Source organism: Roseburia sp. AF25-13LB (assembly GCF_003478915.1).
In the GTDB taxonomy this organism is placed as follows: Bacteria; Bacillota; Clostridia; order Lachnospirales; family Lachnospiraceae; genus Roseburia_C; species Roseburia_C amylophila.
The window spans coordinates 179,944-199,076 of record NZ_QUFO01000005.1; the positions used below are offsets into that span (position 1 = coordinate 179,944).

The following is a 19,133-nucleotide window of genomic DNA, read 5'->3' on the forward strand; positions in this document are numbered from 1 at the left end:
CCCCTTTTAACCCTCTTGGATAAATAAAAGTACAAAAGGAATAAATCAGGACAGAAGATTGACATACTATTCCTAAGGTGTTATTCTTAGTTCCGACTGAATTACTTGGAAATAGGACGAAAATAGCTGATAAAGCAAATTGATAAAGGAGGAAAACCGATGGAATTAATCTATCTGGACAATGCGGCAACAACAAGAACGGACGAGCGGGTAGTGGAGGCAATGCTTCCTTATTTTACCCGGTATTATGGAAATGCATCTACCATTTATGCATTAGGTGAGGAAAGCCGTAAGGCAGTAACAAGGGCCAGAGATATTATTGCAGCAGGAATCGGTGCGAAACCGGAAGAAATATATTTTACGGCAGGTGGAAGTGAATCTGATAACTGGGCACTGAAAGCAACAGCAGAAGCTTATAAAGAAAAAGGAAAACATATCATCACCAGTAAGATTGAGCATCATGCAATTCTTCATACCTGTGAATGGTTGGAAAGACAGGGCTTTGAGGTAACTTATCTTGATGTGGATGAGAATGGACGTATCAATCCGGCAGATGTAGAAGCTGCAATCCGTCCGGATACCATTCTGATTTCTATTATGTTTGCCAACAATGAAATCGGTACCATCGAGCCGATTGCAGAGATTGGTTCAATTGCCAAGGCACATGGAGTTTTATTCCATACTGATGCAGTACAGGCATTTGGTCAGGAGCCAATCCAGGTAGATGAAATGAATATTGATATGTTAAGCAGCAGTGGCCATAAATTAAACGGACCAAAGGGAATCGGTTTCCTCTATATCAGAAAAGGTGTAAAAATCCGCTCCTTTGTACATGGTGGTGCACAAGAGAGAAAGAGAAGAGCCGGAACGGAAAATGTACCGGGAATCGTAGGCTTCGGTAAAGCTGCAGAGTTGGCATTTGCTTCCATGGAAGAGCGTACTGCAAGAGAAAGAGAATTGAGAGATTATATGATTTCCCGTTTTGAAAAGGAAATCCCATATGTGAAAATCAATGGAGACAGAGAGCATCGTCTTGCCAATAATGTCAATGCATGCTTCCGTTTTGTGGAGGGAGAATCCATGCTGATTATGTTAGATATGAAGGGGATTTGTGCATCCTCCGGTTCAGCATGTACTTCCGGTTCCTTAGACCCGTCTCATGTATTGCTGGCAATTGGACTGCCACATGAGATTGCACATGGCTCACTCCGCCTGACTTTAGGCGCAGATACCACCAAAGAGCAGATTGACACCACGGTAGACGCAATCAAAGAGATTGTTGCACATTTACGCAGCATGTCACCGTTATACGAAGATTTTGTAAAGAACCAGCAGTAATAGAGAAGAAAAGGAGTAACGATTATGTATAGTGAAAAAGTTATGGATCATTTTCAGAATCCGAGAAATGTAGGGGAGATTGAAAATGCCAGCGGAGTAGGAACAGTAGGAAATGCAAAATGCGGTGATATCATGCGAATCTATCTTGATATTGATGATAATGGTGTGATTCAGGACTGTAAGTTTAAGACCTTTGGCTGTGGTGCTGCAGTTGCAACCAGCAGTATGGCAACAGAACTGGTAAAGGGAAAGACCGTACAGGAAGCATTACTTGTAACCAATAAAGCAGTAATGGAAGCATTAGACGGACTTCCACCGGTTAAAGTGCATTGTTCCCTTCTGGCAGAAGAAGGTATTCATGCTGCACTTTGGGATTATGCTGAGAAGAATGGCATTGTCATTGAAGGCTTAAAGAAGCCGAAGAACGACATCTCTGAGGGTGAAGAAGAGGAAGAATATTAAAAACAACATATCCATATTGACATAGTAGGAAAAAAGGAATATACTGTACCCATAGACAAATAGAAATGGAGGTACAGTATGAAGATTTCAACAAAGGGACGTTATGCTGTCCGACTTCTTCTTGATATAGCAATGAATGATGAAGTTGAACCGGTACGTCTTAAAGATGTTGCGGAACGTCAGGATATTTCCATGAAATACTTGGAACAGATTATTTCTACACTGGTACGGGCAGGGTTTGTTAAGAGCATCAGAGGCCCACAGGGAGGATATCGTTTATCAAAGACACCGAAGGAATATACAATAGGGATGATATTGCGTCAGGTAGAAGGAAGCCTTGCACCGGTATCGTGTCTTGAGGATGATGTGAACACCTGTGAGCGTCAGTCAGAATGTGTAACACTTCGTATCTGGAAAGAATTAAACGATGCGATTAAGAGTGTAGTAGACAAGTATACGTTAGAGGATTTGATGGAATGGCAGCAGGATATCAGCAGCGATTATGTCATTTAAATGGACGAGGTCGGTGTGTACCAATGAAACAAAATATTTTAAATAATTTATTTGAAAAAAGTCTTGACAATTGGTACACATCGTTTTATATTATATTTAATCCATATCAAACAGATAGGAAATATATGAATTTAGGGAAAAGGAGATTATCATCATGGCAAACATTTATAAAGGAACATTAGGACTGATTGGAAATACACCATTAATCGAGGCAGTTAATTTAGAAAAGGCATATAACTTAGAAGCAAAATTACTTTTCAAACTCGAATATTTCAATCCGGCAGGAAGCGTAAAGGACCGTATTGCAAAAGCAATGATTGAAGATGCAGAAGCAAAAGGACAGTTAAAAGAAGGTTCTGTTATTATCGAGCCGACATCCGGAAATACAGGAATTGGTCTTGCAGCACTCGCAGCAGCCAAGGGATACCGTATCATTCTTACTATGCCGGAATCCATGAGTGTTGAACGTAGAAACATCTTAAAGGCTTACGGCGCAGAAATTGTTCTGACAGAAGCAAGCAAAGGAATGAAAGGTGCAATTGCAAAAGCGGATGAACTTGCAAAAGAGATTCCAAACAGCTTTATCCCGGGACAGTTTGTAAACCCTGCAAATCCAAAAGTACACAAAGAGACAACAGGACCGGAAATCTGGAAAGATACGGACGGAGCAGTAGACATCTTCGTAGCAGGAGTTGGTACAGGTGGAACCGTAACAGGAACTGGTGAATACTTAAAAGAGCAGAAAGCAGATGTTAAAGTTGTAGCAGTAGAGCCGGCATCTTCACCGGTATTATCCGAAGGTAAGAGTGGAGCACATAAGATTCAGGGTATCGGTGCAGGATTCGTACCGGATGTATTAAACACCAAAGTATATGATGAGGTATTTCCGGTAGAGAACGAAGATGCTTTCCGTGTGGCAAAAGAAATTGCACACAAAGAGGGCGTATTAGTAGGAATTTCTTCCGGAGCAGCAGCTTATGCAGCAATTGAACTGGCAAAGAGACCTGAAAATAAAGGAAAAACAATTGTAGCTTTATTACCGGACAATGGAGACAGATATTATTCAACAGCTTTATTTATAGAGTAATTTGCAGTAGAATAGAAAAAATCTGATGTAACATCAGAGTGACAGAAATAAATAACAGAACGGAGAAAAAGAAGATGAGCACAAAGAAAAGCAGAGCAGAACGTAATTTAAAATTTGAAACTTTACAGTTACATGTAGGACAGGAAAATCCGGATCCGGTGACAGATGCAAGAGCAGTCCCTATTTATCAGACATCATCCTATGTATTCCGCAACAGCGACCATGCGGAAGCAAGATTTGGTCTTGCAGATGCAGGAAATATTTATGGAAGACTTACGAATCCGACAGAAGATGTATTTGAGAAGAGAATTGCAGCATTAGAGGGTGGAGTTGCAGCGTTGGCAGTAGCATCTGGAGCAGCAGCAATTACTTATACGATTGAAAATCTTGCACAGAATGGTGACCATATTGTAGCTGCAAAGAATATCTATGGTGGTTCTTATAACCTGTTGGAGCATACACTTCCACAGTACGGCATTACAACAACCTTCGTTGAGCCGGAGCCGGAAGCATTTGAAGCAGCAATCAAAGACAATACAAAAGCTTTATATATTGAGACATTAGGAAATCCTAACTCAGACGTAGCTGATATTGAAGCCATCGCAAAAGTAGCACATGCACACAAGATTCCATTAGTCGTAGATAACACTTTTGCAACACCTTATCTGGTTCGTCCGATTGAGTATGGCGCAGACATCGTGGTACATTCTGCAACAAAATTCATTGGTGGACACGGAACAACAATTGGTGGAGTTATTGTAGACAGCGGAAAATTTGACTGGGAGGCAAGTGGAAAATTTGCATCCTTAACTGAGCCAAACCCAAGTTATCATGGCATCAGTTTTACCAAGGCAGTAGGACCGGCAGCATTTGTAACCAAGATTCGTGCAATTTTACTTCGTGATACAGGAGCAACTTTATCTCCGTTCCATGCATTTATCTTCTTACAGGGATTAGAGACGTTATCCTTAAGAGTAGAACGTCATGTACAGAATGCATTGAAGGTAGTAGAGTTCTTAAATAACCATCCACAGGTGGAGCGTGTAAATCATCCTGCAGTAAGTACAGATCCAAAGCAGCAGGAATTATATAAGAAATACTTCCCGAACGGTGGAGGTTCTATTTTTACCTTTGAAATCAAAGGTGATGACAGAAAGGCAAAAGATTTCATCGACAATCTGGAAATCTTCTCCTTACTGGCAAATGTTGCAGATGTAAAATCTCTGGTGATTCATCCAGCATCAACCACGCATTCCCAGCTTAGTGCAGAAGAATTAGAAGAGCAGGGAATCAAACCGAATACCATCCGCCTTTCTATCGGAACAGAAAATATTGACGATATTATTGAAGACTTAGAGGAAGCATTCAAGGCAGTAGAGTAAATGCCAGAAAGAATTAAAAAGAAAAGCATGAGATAAAAGAAGTCTCATATACTTTAGAAAGAGTATATGAGGCTTTTTTTATGAAAAAATGGAAAAGGATACTGGCAGTGGCGGTAATGCTGGCATTGGTATTTTGTGCAGGCCGTGGGAGCGCAGTGCTGGTAAAAAGCTGGCAGAATGGCGGCTTACTGGGAGTAAATGCAGTGGCATCTACAACAGAGAACTGGGGACTTGGATTTGGTGAATCGGGGACACAGCCAACCGGAAATGCCACACCGGAAGAATTGCGGAAATATAATACATATTTTATTGGTAATGGCGATGATAAGGTGATTTACCTGACCTTTGACTGCGGCTATGAGAATGGAAATACGGAGAAGATACTGGAAGCATTGAAAAAGCATGATGTAAAGGCAACCTTCTTTGTAGTAGGGCATTTCTTAGAGACCAGTCCGGATCTGGTAAGGAAAATGGTGGAAGAAGGTCATACCGTAGGAAACCATACTTATCATCATCCGGATATGTCAGAAATTGCAGATGTATCGTCATTTCAAAAGGAAGTTGAAGATGTCAAGTTACTTTATGAAGAGATTACAGACAAGGAGATGGTAAAATTTTACCGGCCGCCGCAGGGAAAATACAGTGAGTCAAATCTGAAAATGGCAAAAGAATTAGGTTATTATACTTTTTTCTGGAGTCTTGCCTATGTGGACTGGGATCCGGATAATCAGCCGGCAAAAGAGGAGGCCTTTGAAAAACTCACCGGACGTATTCATCCGGGAGCTATAGTGCTGCTACACAATACTTCAAAGACCAATGGTGAAATCCTGGATGAACTCATTACAAAGTGGGAAGAGATGGGCTACCATTTTGGTACTCTGGATGAGTTAATCGCTGGTTCTAATTCTTAGAAAAAATTCTTAAATAAAACTTGTCTTTTTACTTCTTTTGTATTATACTCTTTGATTGGTAATACCAATCGGAGGATTTAGAAATGAAGTATTTTAGACAGTTTTTTTTAATTTTGGCAATTTCTTTTGCTGGAGAAATTCTGCATATGGTGCTGCCATTACCGGTTCCTGCAAGCATTTACGGACTGGTGTTAATGCTGCTTGCTCTGGTAACGGGTATCGTTAAGATAGAACAGGTGAAGGACACTGCGATATTCTTAATTGAAATTATGCCGGTGATGTTTATTCCGGCAGCAGTAGGACTTCTGGACTCCTGGAGCGTTCTGCGTCCGACTATTGTGCCGGTGATTGTCATTACAGTACTTACGACGATTATTGTTATGGTCGTGACCGGAAGAGTGACACAGAATGTGATACGAAAGGGAAGGGAGAAAGAAGAAAATGAATAATTTTGCAGGAGATACCCTTTTCTTTGGTGTAGTAATCAGTCTCATTGGATATGAAATCGGAGCACTGTTAAAGCGTAAATTAAAGCTGGCGCTGTTTAATCCACTTTTGATTTCTATTATTTTTGTTATGGTTGTATTAAGTGTAGGCAAGATTGACTATGACAGTTATTATGAAGGAGCAAAGTATTTAAGCTATCTTTTAACCCCGGCAACGGTATGTCTTGCTGTTCCGTTGTATGAGCAGCTGGAATTGTTAAAAAAACATAAAAGTGCCATTGTAGCAGGAATTATATCCGGTGTCATTGCAAGTGTGGGAAGTGTGCTTCTTTTTGCGGTGATATTTCATCTGAATCATGAGGAATATGTAACCCTTCTGCCAAAATCCATTACCACAGCAATTGGAATGGGAGTATCTGAAGAACTTGGAGGAATCGTAACGATTACGGTGGCAGTAATTATCATTACCGGAGTCTTGGGAAATATGATTGCAGAAGTGGTATGCCGTGTATTTCATATAGAAGAGCCGGTGGCAAAAGGACTGGCACTCGGTACTTCCGCCCATGCAATCGGAACCGCCCGGGCCATGGAAATGGGAGAAGTAGAAGGAGCAATGAGCAGCCTTGCCATTGCAGTAGCAGGACTTCTGACAGTAGCAGCAGCAACTGTATTTGCTAATTTTTATTGATGTATTTATGATACAATAATTTTGCAAGGGATGAAAGGAGATTCAGATGAAGGACAGAGAGTATAAGAGAGTAATGGCATTCGTAAAAGATGGAATACGGAGCGGGGAGTTTCAGGTAGGAAGCAAGCTGCCAACAGAACGTGAAATGGCAGAAACACTTGGTATGTCACGTCCATCTATCCGGGAAGCATTAAAGAGTATGGAGAATATCGGATTGATTGAAAGCCAGCAGGGCTCCGGCAATTATATTTGCTGCAACATGGAAAAAAGCCTTTCAGAAGTAATTAATATGATGCTGCTATTGCAGCAGGTAGATAAGGATGAGCTTGCAGAGGCACGCTGCCTTTTAGAATACACAATAGGTCTTCTCGCGGCTAAAAACATGGGTAAACAGGATATTGCGGAGTTAAAAGCACTGGCAGAATCTATGCAGAATGCTGACCAGCAGAGAAGTTATGAGATTGACCGGGAGTTTCATCAGAAATTAATATTAGGTTCCGGCAACCGCTTCATGATTACGATTATGCAGGTATTTTCTGAAATTTATAAGGAAAGTATCAAAAAAGGCTGGGAAAATGCAGATGCCGAGAAATTTGAAAAAATGTGGAAGCTTCATGTAGAAATTGCAGAAGCAATCGAAACGGGAGACCAGAGAAAAATCGATGCTGCCGTACAGGCACATTATGATATTATTCATAAGTAAAATGATGGTAAAAAAATGCCCGGTAGTGGTTCCTTTTAGATAAGTCTGAAAAGAACCACTGCCGGGCTTTTTACGCGAGTAGCGAGAAAAATCGCATGCTTGCATGCAGATTTGGCGAGCACCGCGATAACTGCTGGAAACCTGCAAAGCGTGTTTCCCATGGTTACGCGGGTAGCTTAGCGGGCAAGTATTTCTAAGATTTCACCCACATACATGGTGTGAAGGTTGCCATCGGCATACCAGCTGCTTTCGATAGAAGAATCAATAAACTGGTCCGGAGTCATCTTTGTGGCAGATAATTTGCGGCAGATAAATACCAGATTTCCTTCGTCAATATAGGGTGTGTCCTTGCAGTAATCAAGATGCATTCGTGCATTCTCAATTTTATTTTCATCACGTCCGGAAACCGCTCCAAGATATTTTAAAGCTCCTTTATTGGACTCATCTAAAAAGGTCAGTGAAAATGTCTCACCATTATCAATAAATTCTTTGGTATAGCGTGTATCTCTTACAAAGATGTAGACAACATTTTTGCCCCAAAGGACACCAACACCGCCCCAGCTTGCAGTCATTGTATTTGCTTTTTTCTCATCACCTGCGGTGATTAACATCCATTCTTTGCCGATTTTAGTAAACGGATTCATTTCCATAAGGTCAATTGGATATGGTTGAAAAGTATGCATTATTTTTCCCTCCAGTAAATTCGTAATATGCATTTAGTATAGCATTGTATTTTTATAATTACTATGGGTTTGCGGTAAAAAGAATTCCGGAAAAGGTTTAAGTTATGAAATTTATTGATACAATTCTGCAATTCTGGAAACTGCCACATAAATTTCGGAAATACGGTACCAGGTACGGAAATCCACAATTCCGGTAACTGGAAGCCCAAAGATGGACTGGAATTTTTCTACGGCAGCTTTGGTGGCAGGACCATAAATGCCATCCACGGTAATAGTCGGAAGCGCAGGATAGTTACGTGCAATCCGGTTCAGCTGCTCCTGTAGCATCCGCACCTTATCCCCGGTAGAACCAATCTCAAGGTTGCTGCCCGGCCAGGAAGCAGGTACACCACTGATTTCATCCGCCGTGTTGATATACATACTGCTGCCGTAATAGTAGCGCAGAATCTCAATGGTGGAATATCCCTGGTCGGCTAAGTATTTCGACCCCCACTGAGTCATCCAGTTCGGGCAGCTTACCCGCTGCCCGTCACAGTACTGTGTCAGAATCGGCTGGCGGACGTTCGGACGGGAAAGGTAGCTGTTAAACATCTCATCGACGATATTGGAAATGTTGGAAAAGATGTTTCTGCCGTAGACAAATTTGTGGTCAAAGGCGGTGGAAGAAGTAATGGTAAAATCATAGCCTTTGTTCCGGTACCACTCCGTATACACCCGGTTCAGGGTAAAGGACATAATCGCTAAAATATTTGCACGGAGAGCTGCATCCGGCCAGGTAGCATAGATTTCGCTGGAGGCAACATTTTTGATGTAATCCCGGTAGCGGACATAGTAGTCGTTGGCGGAAGAATCGCTTGGCGGTCCGTCATGGACAATAACATATTCCGGGATGACAACACGGCTTAAGACAATTTCGCCGCTTTCATTCATCGGCTTGATTTCATCCTCTGGGATTTTCGGCGGAAAATTCCCATAGAGAGTGTTGGCAGTAATAACAATATTTCGTTCCGGGGGATTTTCCACGGTGGCAGTTTCCATCCGGACATTTTGGATGGAAGTTTTATCCGGCAGAACGGAGATTCCGGAAATGTTGATGGGACGGTAGCCGGACGCATTTACCTGAATGGTATATTCCGAGTAAGGCTGGAATTCAGAAGGTTCCATGCTATATTCTAAGGGGGGAGCCGGCAGTTCAACTGCTGCAGTCTGACCGGAAATGTCAGTTGATAGTTCTTCAATGATTTCAGTAGGATTTCCCGTATAGGAAAGACGGATGGAGGCATCTTTAATAGGGAAAAAGCCACGCTCTGTGGTGACATGAATCCGCAGTTGCCCCATGTCCGTGGTTTTTTGCATATAAGAAAGGTTTGACATATGGAAACCTCATGATATTTATTCCATAAAGTATATGCCGGAATGGAGAAAAACGTGTTATACTGTTGCATAATGAATGGAGAAATAACATGACAAATTATAAAATGATAGTGCAATACGATGGCAGCAGATACAGCGGATGGCAGGTGCAGGGAAATACGGAGCAGACCATTCAGGGAAAGCTGCAGTCGGTATTGGAGAAAATGACAGGAGAAGAAATAGAGATACATGGCTCCGGAAGAACGGATGCGGGCGTGCATGCCATGGGACAGGTGGCAAATTTTAAACTTCAGAGTGCATATGAACCGGAAGAGATAAAGAGGTACTGCAACCAGTATCTGCCGGAGGATATTGTGGTATTGGAGGTATCCGAAGTACCACTCCGGTTTCACAGCAGATTAAACGCAGTAAAAAAGACTTATTGCTATCGCATTTTTTTAGGAGAGAAGCCGGATGTATTCCGGAGAAAATATGTAACACCGGTGGCAGAAAACCTGAATATTAACAAAATGAAGGCAGCGGCGGAAGTGCTGATTGGAACCCACGATTTTACTTCTTTTTGCGGCAACCGTCATTTCAAAAAATCGGCAGTACGGACGATTTATGAGATTCGCTTGGAAGAGAAAAAGGATGAACTTGACATTTCTTTTACCGGAAATGGATTTTTACAGAACATGGTGCGAATCCTTACCGGAACACTGTTAGAAGTTGGAACGGGAAAGCGGGAAGTTCGTGAGATGAAAGAAATATTAGAGGGCAGAAACCGCAGTCTGGCAGGACCAATGGCAGCAGCAAAGGGACTGGTGCTCATAAATGTGGAATATGAATAGATAAGGCAGAGAAAGCTTCATGGAGAAATGGATTGAAATCAGAAAAGGCGGCAATTTCATGGAAATGGCAAAGAAATATGGAATTGACCCGCTGATTGCCCGGATTATAAGAAACCGGGATATAATAGATGAAAAAGAAATTACAGAATATTTGTATGGTGGAAAAGAGGCATTACATAATCCTCATTTATTAAAGGATGTGGATAAAGCTGCAGAAATTATTGCAGAGGGCATTGCAGGGAAAAAGGCCATGCGTATCATTGGTGATTATGATATTGATGGTGTCAATGCAACCTATATTTTGTTAGAGGGAATCCGCCGGTGCGGCGGCAATGTGGATGCTGCAATCCCGGACCGGATGAAAGATGGTTATGGAATCAATGAGCATTTAATCGAGCAGGCATTGTCCGATGGAAAAGAACTTTTGATTACCTGTGACAATGGAATTGCTGCAATCAACGAGATTAATTTTGCAAAGGAAAAAGGAATGACGGTTGTAGTAACGGACCATCATGAGATTCCTTATTGCAATACAGAACAGGGAAAGGAATTTCTATGGAGCAATGCGGATGCCATTGTAAATCCCAAGCAGGCGGATTGTCCGTATCCATGCAAAGGAATCTGCGGAGCAGTAGTGGCATGGAAGCTGGTGCAGGTGCTTTATGAGAGAATGGATATTCCGGTGGAAGAAGCGGATATTTTTATTGAAAATGCAGGCTTTGCAACGGTGGGGGATGTCATGGATTTAACCGGAGAGAACCGCATTTTGGTAAAGCTTGGGTTAAAAGCGTTAGAGCATACGAAGAATTCCGGAATGAAAGCGTTGATTGCGAAAAATAAGCTTTCCGACAAGACATTAAGTGCGTATCATATCGGTTTTGTATTGGGACCATGCATCAATGCCAGCGGCAGGCTGGATACAGCAAAACGTTCCCTGGAGCTGCTGCTTGAGCGGGATGAAGTAAAGGCTTCTGCACTGGCAGGCGAGCTGGTGGAGCTTAACGAAAGCCGGAAATATATGACACAGCAGGAGACGCAGAAGGCGTTGGAACAGATTGAAAAGGAAGGACGGGAAAAAGATAAAGTATTAGTGGTTTACCTGCCGGAATGCCATGAGAGCCTTGCCGGAATCATTGCCGGACGAATCCGGGAAGCCTATCAGAGACCGGTATTTGTACTGACCAAAGGGGAAGAAGGAGTCAAAGGCTCCGGCCGTTCCATCGAAGCCTATTCCATGTTTGATAAAATGACGGAAGTGGCGGAGCTGTTTACAAAATACGGCGGACATCCTATGGCAGCAGGACTTTCCATGCGGGAAGAAGATATTGATAAATTGCGGGAACAGCTTAACCAGAAGGCAGAACTTTCCGAAGAAGATATGGTAGAGGTGGTAAGGCTGGATGCGGTGCTTCCGATGTCCTATTTTACGGTAGATACCATCCGGCAGTTAAGGGTGCTGGAGCCTTGCGGAAAGTCCAATACCAGACCGGTGTTTGCAGACCGTAATATTAAGATTACAAGAGCCGGTATAGTGGGCGTAAACCGGAATGTGTTAAAACTTCATTTGTTGGATTCAAGGGGGAATCCGGTGGCAGGCGTCTATTTTGGAGAAGTGGAAAAATTACTTACATTTCTCAGTGAAAAGTTTGGCAGTGAAGAAGTGGATGCAGCTATGCATGGAAGAGAAAACAGCATACAGTTTGCAGCTGTTTATGAGCCGGCAGTGGACACTTACAGTGGAAGAGAAAGTGTGCAGGCAATAATACGGCGTTTTCGGTAGTCCGGCATACACAAGAAACTTTCAGAGGCGTGTTCTGTAGGTAAAACTTTAGGGACTTAAGAAAAATTTAATAGAGTATTATGTTTTTTGCAGGGCACTTCGGTTGTAAAAAACGCAGAATCATTGTAAAATATAAGGGATTTATAACATACAGGGGGTATATTATATGACGAAAGAGGAAGTATTTTCTTTCCCTTCCGCAGATGGACGAACCACAGTTCATGCAGTACGATGGACTCCGGAAGATGGAAAGTATCGTGCAGTTTTACAGATAACACATGGTATGGTGGAATATATTGAGCGCTACCGGGCTTTTGCAGAATTTTTAAATGACAATGGTTTTCTGGTGGTAGGACATGACCATATCGGACACGGTGAATCCGTTGTATCTAAGGATGAATGGGGATATTTTGCAGAGCATCCCAGCGATACGGTGGTTGCCGATATGCATACACTCAGGGAGATAACACGGAAAGAGCATCCGGGTGTGCCTTATTTTATGTTAGGACACAGCATGGGTTCTTATATGCTTCGGAAATATCTGGCGATACATGGAGAGGGGCTTACCGGTGCTATAATTATGGGAACCGGCTGTATTCCGGACAATACCACAAAGCTTGCCATGTTTATTGCAAAGCTGCAGGCAGCTTTTCTGGGCTGGCACCACAGAAGTAAATTATTGCAGAAATTATCTTATGATAAATACTATCATCAGTTTGACCTGACAGGAAAAGATGCTTCCAATAGCTGGCTGACCAAGGATGAAGAAATAGTAAAAACCTATTATGCAGACCCGAAATGCACGTTTGTATTTACGGTAAATGCTTATATGGGACTGTTTGAGGCAGTTCTTTTTGACAACCAGCAGGAAAATATTGAAGCAGTTCCAAAGAGTCTTCCGTTATTCTTTGTATCGGGAGCAATGGATCCGGTGGGCGGCTGCGGCAGCGGCGTAAAGAAGGTATATAATAAATTTGATGCAGCCGGCAAAGAGGATATTACCTGGAAATTATATGACAACGACCGTCACGAAATCTTAAATGAGACAGACCGTGATGTTGTATATCATGATATTCTGGCATGGATGAATGTTCACCTTGCCTGAAAAAGGAGGAAAAAATGAAAAAACATATCAAAAAAATAATGGGAATGGGATTGGCATGTATGCTGTTTCTTGGAGTGCCATTTCAGGCATCCGCAGCAGAAGTGACAGGAACACTGTCTACAGAGACATCATCGGAAAATGGTACTGCAGCAGGCGGAGAGAACAACGGTTCCGATGCAGCAGCCAATACAGATAATGGAGCAGCAGCCGGCACTCCGGAAAGTGGAGCAGCTGCAGATAATCCGGCAGCGGCAGAAGATAAGGCAGATGACAATGTCGTGATCAAAGAAAGCGATAAACCATATCTGGCACTGGGTGCTGATCTGTCTGAGGAGCAGAAGAATACAGTATTAAGTCTGATGGGCATTGATCCTGCACAGCTTGATAATTATGATGTAGTTACAGTAAACAATTCCGAAGAACACCAGTATCTGGATGCATATATTCCATCTTCACAGATTGGAAGTAAATCCTGGTCTTCTGTAGTAATCGTAAAGAAAGATAAAGGAAATGGAATCAATATTTCCACCAAGAATATTTCATACTGTACAGTTGGTATGTATAAGAATGCACTGGTAACAGCCGGAATTGAAGATGCGGACATAATTGTTGCAGGACCACAGAATATTTCCGGAACAGCAGCTCTGGTAGGTGTGTTTAAGGCATACCAGGAGATTACCGGAAAAGAACTTCCACAGGAAAATGTAGATACTGCATTAAATGAGCTGGTTTTAACCGGACAGTTAGAGAGCAGCACTGGTGCAGATGCAGAATCCGTAGAAGGACTGGTTGCATACTTAAAACAGCAGATGGCAGAAAACAATCTTACGGATGATGCAAGTATCCGTGATGCCATTGATGAAGCAGCAGATAAATTTGATGTTGCACTGACAGAAGAGCAGAAAGAGCAGTTATTAGACCTGTTAAAGAAGATTGGCAATCTGGATCTTGATGTAGACAGCCTTGTAAATCAGGCGAAATCCATTTATGACAAGATTGAAAACCTTGGTGCAGACGGCATCTTTGATAAGATAGGAAGCTTTTTCTCCAACCTGTTTTCCTCTATTGCAGATTTCTTTAAGAATCTGTTCAATTAAATAAGACAGGACAATTTTATAAAAGAGATTTCAGACAACTACCGGTTCGCCCGGTAGTTGTTTTTTTGAAAGATCAGGTGCCAAATGGAGAAATCAAATTTTGGATATGGCAAAATTGTACAAAAACATATCTATTTGTGACTTTGGAAGCAAATTAGAAGTTCTTAATGTACCTGCCATGATACAGCAACATTCTGACATGGATGTCAGAATGAGTCCTAAAGAGCCCGGATGGCTCGTTTAGGACGGTTGCGTGATATTTCTATATTTAATCAGGTACATTTAGAACATCTTATTTGCATACAGTGGAACAAATAGATATGCTTTTGACCAATTTGCCAAATAAAATATATGAGAAGCCCATTTCCTTCCTGATCAAACAAAATAGAAAACACATGTTTGCCAAAAAAATCTCCATGTGTTATACTAGCCGCAGGGCTTCTTTTGAAGCAGTCTTTAGAAAGAAAGGATTGGAACAATGGCGAAACAGGAAACATATGATGCGAGCAGTATTTCCGTACTGGAAGGACTGGAAGCTGTCCGAAAGAGACCGGGAATGTATATTGGAAGTGTCTCAAGAAAAGGATTGAACCATTTAATATATGAAATCGTGGATAACTCGGTAGATGAGCATCTTGCCGGTGTATGTGATACCATCCGTGTTACATTAGAGGCAGATGGCTCCTGTACCGTAGAAGATAACGGACGGGGAATTCCGGTGGGAATGCATAAGAAGGGCGTATCGGCAGCCCGTGTGGTATTTTCTACTCTGCATGCCGGCGGAAAATTTGATAATGCAGCATATAAGACCAGCGGTGGTCTTCATGGAGTAGGTTCCTCTGTTGTAAATGCACTTTCTACTTATATGGATGTAGAGATAAGCAGAGATGGTTATGTGCATCATGACCGCTATGAGCGTGGCGTGCCAACGGTAGAGCTGGTAAACGGACTGCTGCCGACAATTGGAAAGACGAAAAAGACCGGAACAAAGATTAATTTCCTGCCGGATCCGGAAATCTTTGAAAAGACAAGATTTAAAGAGGATGAAGTAAAGAGCCGTCTCCATGAGACTGCATATTTAAATCCTGCTTTAACTATTATTTATGAAGATAGACGTGGGGAAGAAGTAGAACATATTGAATATCATGAGCCGGATGGAATCATTGGATTTGTAAAAGAGATGAATCAGAATAATGAATGTCTCCATGATGTCATTTATTATAAAGGAGAATCTGAGGGCATTTCTGTTGAAGTGGCATTCCAGTATACAACAGAATTCCATGAGAATGTGCTGGGCTTCTGTAATAATATTTACAATGCAGAGGGCGGAACCCATCTGACCGGTTTTAAGACAACCTTTACCCAGGTGATTAATTCCTATGCAAGAGAGCTTGGCATCTTAAAAGAAAAGGATGCAAACTTTACCGGAACAGATGTAAGAAATGGAATGACTGCCGTTATTTCTGTGAAACATCCGGACCCAAGATTTGAGGGGCAGACGAAAACCAAGCTTGATAACCAGGATGCGGCAAGAGCCACCGGAAAAGTAACCAATGATGAAATTCAGATGTACTTTGACCGTAACCTGGATACTTTAAAGGCAATTATCAGCTGTGCCGAGAAGGCTGCCAAGATTCGTAAGACAGAAGAGAAAGCCAAAACGAATCTTCTGACCAAGCAGAAATTTTCTTTTGATTCCAATGGCAAACTGGCAAACTGTGAGAGCCGTGATGCATCCAAATGCGAGATTTTCATCGTAGAGGGAGATTCTGCGGGTGGTTCTGCAAAGACTGCAAGAAACCGAATGTTCCAGGCAATTCTTCCGATTCGTGGAAAGATATTAAATGTAGAGAAAGCAAGTATTGATAAAGTATTGGCTAATGCAGAGATAAAAACTATGATTTATGCATTTGGCTGCGGATTTTCCGAAGGATATGGAAATGACTTTGATATCAGCAAGCTTCGTTATGATAAGATAATTATCATGGCAGATGCAGATGTGGATGGAGCACATATTTCAACGCTGCTTCTGACTTTGTTTTACCGGTTTATGCCGGAACTGATTTACGAAGGACATGTCTATATTGCGATGCCGCCATTATATAAGGCGATGCCAAGCAAAGGGGAAGAAGAATATCTTTATGATGATGCAGCACTGGCACGTTATCGTAAAACACATAAAGGTTCTTTTACCCTGCAGCGTTACAAAGGTCTTGGAGAGATGGATGCAAACCAGCTATGGGAGACAACCTTAAATCCGGAAACAAGAATGTTAAAACAGGTAGAAATCGAAGATGCCAGAATGGCATCGGATGTAACAGAGATGCTGATGGGAACGGATGTACCGCCGCGTCGTAAATTCATCTATGATAATGCAAAGGATGCAGAACTTGACATATAAATTTCTATGAATCCGTAAGGAATTGCTGACAGCATATTTTTATGGATGTATGGGAAATGATAGAAGCAGAAAATCAGGAAGGAATTGGATAGATTATGGAAACGAAAGAACAGATTATCCGCACCGAGTATTCGGAAGTAATGCAGAAATCTTATATCGATTATGCCATGAGCGTTATTATCGCAAGAGCATTGCCGGATGTCAGAGATGGTCTGAAGCCGGTACAGCGAAGAACACTTTATGATATGCACGAACTTGGCATCCGTTATGATAAACCTTACCGTAAATGTGCCCGTATCGTGGGAGATACCATGGGTAAATATCATCCGCACGGTGACAGCTCCATTTATGATGCACTGGTGGTAATGGCTCAGGAATTTAAGAAAGGCCTGCCACTGGTAGATGGCCATGGTAACTTTGGTTCCATCGAGGGAGATGGAGCGGCGGCGATGCGATATACCGAGGCTCGCCTGCAGAAGATTACCCAGGAAGCATACCTTGCGGATCTGGATAAAGATGTAGTAGATTTTGTGCCAAACTTTGACGAGACAGAAAAAGAACCGGAAGTACTTCCGGTAAAGGTGCCGAACCTTTTGGTAAACGGAGCAGAGGGTATTGCCGTTGGTATGGCAACCAGCATTCCACCGCATAATTTTGGCGAAGTCATTGATGGTGTCAAAGCATATATGAAGAATCCGGATATTACAACAGAAGAAATGATGAAATACATCAAGGGACCGGATTTCCCGACCGGTGGAATTGTGACCAACCAGGATGAACTGCTTTCCATTTATGAGACTGGAATCGGTAAGATTAAGGTTCGTGGAAAAGTAGAAATTGAAGCAGTAAAAGGCGGAAAAGAGCGCCTGATTATTACGGAAATTCCATACACCATGATTGGAGCCAATATTGGAAAATTCTTAAATGATGTCTACAGTCTGGTTGAGACCAAGAAGACAAATGATATTGTGGATATTTCCAATCAGTCATCCAAGGAGGGAATCCGCATTGTTATCGAACTTCGAAAAGGAGCAGATGCACAGAATCTTTGCAATCTCCTTTATAAGAAGACAAAATTAGAAGATACTTTTGGTGTCAATATGCTGGCAGTAGCAGACGGAAGACCGGAGACTCTGGGACTGGTTCCGATTATCCGCCACCATGTAAAGTTCCAGTATGAGCTTGCTACCAGAAAATATAAGACATTACTGGCAAAAGAACTGGATAAGAAAGAGATTCAGGAAGGCTTAATCCGTGCCTGCGATGTCATTGATTTAATTATTGAAATCTTAAGAGGAAGCCGTAATATCAAGGATGCGAAAAACTGTCTGATGAACGGTGTGACCGAAAATATTAAATTCAAAACGAAAGAATCCGAAAAGAAAGCTTCGAAGTTAAACTTTACAGAACGTCAGGCAACAGCAATTTTAGAGATGCGCCTCTATAAGCTGATTGGTCTGGAAGTGGAAGCATTGATGGATGAGCATAATACCACATTAAAGAATATCGCAGAATACGAAGATATTCTTACCAACCGCAGTACAATGGCGAAGGTAATTATGAAGGAATTGGATGGTCTTAAGAAAAACTATTCCAGAAAACGCCGTACCCATATCGACAATGTGGAAGCTGCCGTTTATGAAGAAAAGAAGATGGAAGAGATGGAAGTAGTCTTCTTGATGGATCGTTTTGGCTATGCGAAAACCATTGATGTGGCGGCTTATGAGCGTAATAAAGAAGCAGCAGACAGCGAGAACCGTTATGTACTTCATTGTATGAATACCGGAAAAATCTGCATCTTTACCAATACCGGACAGATGCATCTGCTGAAGGTAGTCGATTTGCCGTTTGGAAAATTCCGTGACAAGGGACAGCCGATTGATAATGTAAGTAATTATGACAGCTCTAAAGAGCAGTTGATTTATATCACAGATCTGGCAGCACTGTGTACGCAGAAGCTTTTATTTGGAACGAAGACAGCCATGTTAAAACAGGTGGATGGAAAAGAATTTGACGTAGCAAAACGTACCACAGCTGCCACGAAGCTTGCAGATGATGATGCAGTTATATTCGTAGCACCGGTAGAAGAAAATATGACTATTGTTATGCAGTCGGCAAAGGACATGTTCCTTAGGATCGCAGCAGATACGATTCCTGAGAAGAAGAAGGGGGCAATCGGAGTCTGCGGAATGAAGCTTGCAGCAGGGGATGAACTGACCAACATCTATGCACTGGGTGAGGAAGAACCGCCGGTGGTCATGGTAAAAGATAAAGAAATTGCATTGAACCGGCTTCATATTGGAAACCGTGCAACCAAAGGAGTAAAGAAATAA

Annotated in this window: 17 protein-coding genes; 15 read left to right on the plus strand and 2 right to left on the minus strand. The window is 42.1% G+C overall.

What is annotated here, in order from left to right:
* The first annotated feature begins 159 nt into the window (after positions 1-159).
* From nifS to DWY37_RS09325, 9 genes are all read left to right on the plus strand, one after another.
* Positions 160-1,338 carry a cysteine desulfurase NifS gene (nifS, locus tag DWY37_RS09285; RefSeq protein WP_117698182.1) on the plus strand — a complete coding sequence of 393 codons (1,179 nt, stop codon included), beginning with the start codon at positions 160-162 and terminating at the stop codon, positions 1,336-1,338.
* Between the two features lie 24 nt (positions 1,339-1,362).
* Positions 1,363-1,800: a Fe-S cluster assembly scaffold protein NifU gene (gene nifU / locus DWY37_RS09290; protein ID WP_022242477.1), complete on the plus strand. Its 438-nt coding sequence runs from the start codon at positions 1,363-1,365 to the stop codon at positions 1,798-1,800.
* Between the two features lie 78 nt (positions 1,801-1,878).
* Entirely contained in the window at positions 1,879-2,313 is a 435-nt protein-coding gene (locus tag DWY37_RS09295; protein ID WP_117698181.1) for an RrF2 family transcriptional regulator, read from the plus strand.
* A 154-nt stretch (positions 2,314-2,467) separates the two neighbouring features.
* The gene (gene cysK, locus DWY37_RS09300; RefSeq protein WP_117698180.1) at positions 2,468-3,400 is read left to right on the plus strand and encodes a cysteine synthase A; all 933 of its coding nucleotides are present in this window, start codon (positions 2,468-2,470) and stop codon (positions 3,398-3,400) included.
* A 74-nt stretch (positions 3,401-3,474) separates the two neighbouring features.
* A complete protein-coding gene (locus tag DWY37_RS09305) occupies positions 3,475-4,782 on the plus strand; it encodes an O-acetylhomoserine aminocarboxypropyltransferase/cysteine synthase family protein (RefSeq protein ID WP_022242480.1) in 1,308 nt (435 codons plus the stop codon).
* An 80-nt stretch (positions 4,783-4,862) separates the two neighbouring features.
* Positions 4,863-5,693: a delta-lactam-biosynthetic de-N-acetylase gene (gene pdaA, locus DWY37_RS09310; RefSeq protein WP_117698179.1), complete on the plus strand. Its 831-nt coding sequence runs from the start codon at positions 4,863-4,865 to the stop codon at positions 5,691-5,693.
* An 83-nt stretch (positions 5,694-5,776) separates the two neighbouring features.
* On the plus strand, positions 5,777-6,142 hold the full coding sequence (locus DWY37_RS09315; protein WP_117698178.1) for a CidA/LrgA family protein: 366 nt from the start codon (positions 5,777-5,779) through the stop codon (positions 6,140-6,142).
* Complete coding sequence (locus DWY37_RS09320; RefSeq protein WP_117698177.1) at positions 6,135-6,827, plus strand: LrgB family protein; 693 nt, start codon at positions 6,135-6,137, stop codon at positions 6,825-6,827. Before DWY37_RS09315 ends, DWY37_RS09320 begins: the two co-directional genes overlap by 8 nt.
* 46 nt (positions 6,828-6,873) lie before the next feature.
* Entirely contained in the window at positions 6,874-7,530 is a 657-nt protein-coding gene (locus tag DWY37_RS09325; protein WP_117698176.1) for a FadR/GntR family transcriptional regulator, read from the plus strand.
* Between the two features lie 176 nt (positions 7,531-7,706).
* Here the strand turns inward: DWY37_RS09325 and DWY37_RS09330 are convergent, their stop codons facing one another.
* Entirely contained in the window at positions 7,707-8,213 is a 507-nt protein-coding gene (locus DWY37_RS09330; protein ID WP_117698175.1) for a flavin reductase, read from the minus strand.
* A 111-nt stretch (positions 8,214-8,324) separates the two neighbouring features.
* A complete protein-coding gene (locus DWY37_RS09335; protein WP_117698174.1) occupies positions 8,325-9,587 on the minus strand; it encodes a peptidoglycan-binding protein in 1,263 nt (420 codons plus the stop codon).
* A gap of 89 nt (positions 9,588-9,676) precedes the next feature.
* Between DWY37_RS09335 and truA the strand changes: the two genes are divergently transcribed.
* The 6 genes from truA (at position 9,677) to DWY37_RS09365 (ending at position 19,133) form a co-directional block, all read left to right on the plus strand.
* Positions 9,677-10,417, plus strand: a complete 741-nt coding sequence (truA, locus tag DWY37_RS09340) for a tRNA pseudouridine(38-40) synthase TruA (protein WP_117698173.1) — start codon at positions 9,677-9,679, stop codon at positions 10,415-10,417.
* Positions 10,418-10,436: 19 nt separating this feature from the next.
* Positions 10,437-12,197, plus strand: coding sequence for a single-stranded-DNA-specific exonuclease RecJ (gene recJ, locus DWY37_RS09345; protein ID WP_117698172.1), 1,761 nt, complete (start codon positions 10,437-10,439; stop codon positions 12,195-12,197).
* 166 nt (positions 12,198-12,363) lie between these two features.
* Positions 12,364-13,302, plus strand: coding sequence for an alpha/beta fold hydrolase (locus tag DWY37_RS09350; RefSeq protein ID WP_117698171.1), 939 nt, complete (start codon positions 12,364-12,366; stop codon positions 13,300-13,302).
* A 14-nt stretch (positions 13,303-13,316) separates the two neighbouring features.
* The gene (locus tag DWY37_RS09355) at positions 13,317-14,399 is read left to right on the plus strand and encodes a DUF1002 domain-containing protein (protein WP_117698170.1); all 1,083 of its coding nucleotides are present in this window, start codon (positions 13,317-13,319) and stop codon (positions 14,397-14,399) included.
* Between the two features lie 478 nt (positions 14,400-14,877).
* Positions 14,878-16,800 (plus strand): DNA gyrase/topoisomerase IV subunit B, encoded by a 1,923-nt coding sequence (locus DWY37_RS09360; protein WP_117698169.1) that lies wholly within the window; start codon positions 14,878-14,880, stop codon positions 16,798-16,800.
* A gap of 95 nt (positions 16,801-16,895) precedes the next feature.
* Positions 16,896-19,133, plus strand: a complete 2,238-nt coding sequence (locus DWY37_RS09365; RefSeq protein WP_117698168.1) for a DNA gyrase/topoisomerase IV subunit A — start codon at positions 16,896-16,898, stop codon at positions 19,131-19,133.

Coding starts and splice junctions, on each gene's coding strand:
- nifS (WP_117698182.1), top strand. CDS start 160: ATGGAATTAATCTATCTGGACAATGCGGCAACAACAAGAACGGACGAG.
- nifU (WP_022242477.1), top strand. CDS start 1,363: ATGTATAGTGAAAAAGTTATGGATCATTTTCAGAATCCGAGAAATGTA.
- DWY37_RS09295 (WP_117698181.1), top strand. CDS start 1,879: ATGAAGATTTCAACAAAGGGACGTTATGCTGTCCGACTTCTTCTTGAT.
- cysK (WP_117698180.1), top strand. CDS start 2,468: ATGGCAAACATTTATAAAGGAACATTAGGACTGATTGGAAATACACCA.
- DWY37_RS09305 (WP_022242480.1), top strand. CDS start 3,475: ATGAGCACAAAGAAAAGCAGAGCAGAACGTAATTTAAAATTTGAAACT.
- pdaA (WP_117698179.1), top strand. CDS start 4,863: ATGAAAAAATGGAAAAGGATACTGGCAGTGGCGGTAATGCTGGCATTG.
- DWY37_RS09315 (WP_117698178.1), top strand. CDS start 5,777: ATGAAGTATTTTAGACAGTTTTTTTTAATTTTGGCAATTTCTTTTGCT.
- DWY37_RS09320 (WP_117698177.1), top strand. CDS start 6,135: ATGAATAATTTTGCAGGAGATACCCTTTTCTTTGGTGTAGTAATCAGT.
- DWY37_RS09325 (WP_117698176.1), top strand. CDS start 6,874: ATGAAGGACAGAGAGTATAAGAGAGTAATGGCATTCGTAAAAGATGGA.
- DWY37_RS09330 (WP_117698175.1), bottom strand. CDS start 8,213: ATGCATACTTTTCAACCATATCCAATTGACCTTATGGAAATGAATCCG.
- DWY37_RS09335 (WP_117698174.1), bottom strand. CDS start 9,587: ATGTCAAACCTTTCTTATATGCAAAAAACCACGGACATGGGGCAACTG.
- truA (WP_117698173.1), top strand. CDS start 9,677: ATGACAAATTATAAAATGATAGTGCAATACGATGGCAGCAGATACAGC.
- recJ (WP_117698172.1), top strand. CDS start 10,437: ATGGAGAAATGGATTGAAATCAGAAAAGGCGGCAATTTCATGGAAATG.
- DWY37_RS09350 (WP_117698171.1), top strand. CDS start 12,364: ATGACGAAAGAGGAAGTATTTTCTTTCCCTTCCGCAGATGGACGAACC.
- DWY37_RS09355 (WP_117698170.1), top strand. CDS start 13,317: ATGAAAAAACATATCAAAAAAATAATGGGAATGGGATTGGCATGTATG.
- DWY37_RS09360 (WP_117698169.1), top strand. CDS start 14,878: ATGGCGAAACAGGAAACATATGATGCGAGCAGTATTTCCGTACTGGAA.
- DWY37_RS09365 (WP_117698168.1), top strand. CDS start 16,896: ATGGAAACGAAAGAACAGATTATCCGCACCGAGTATTCGGAAGTAATG.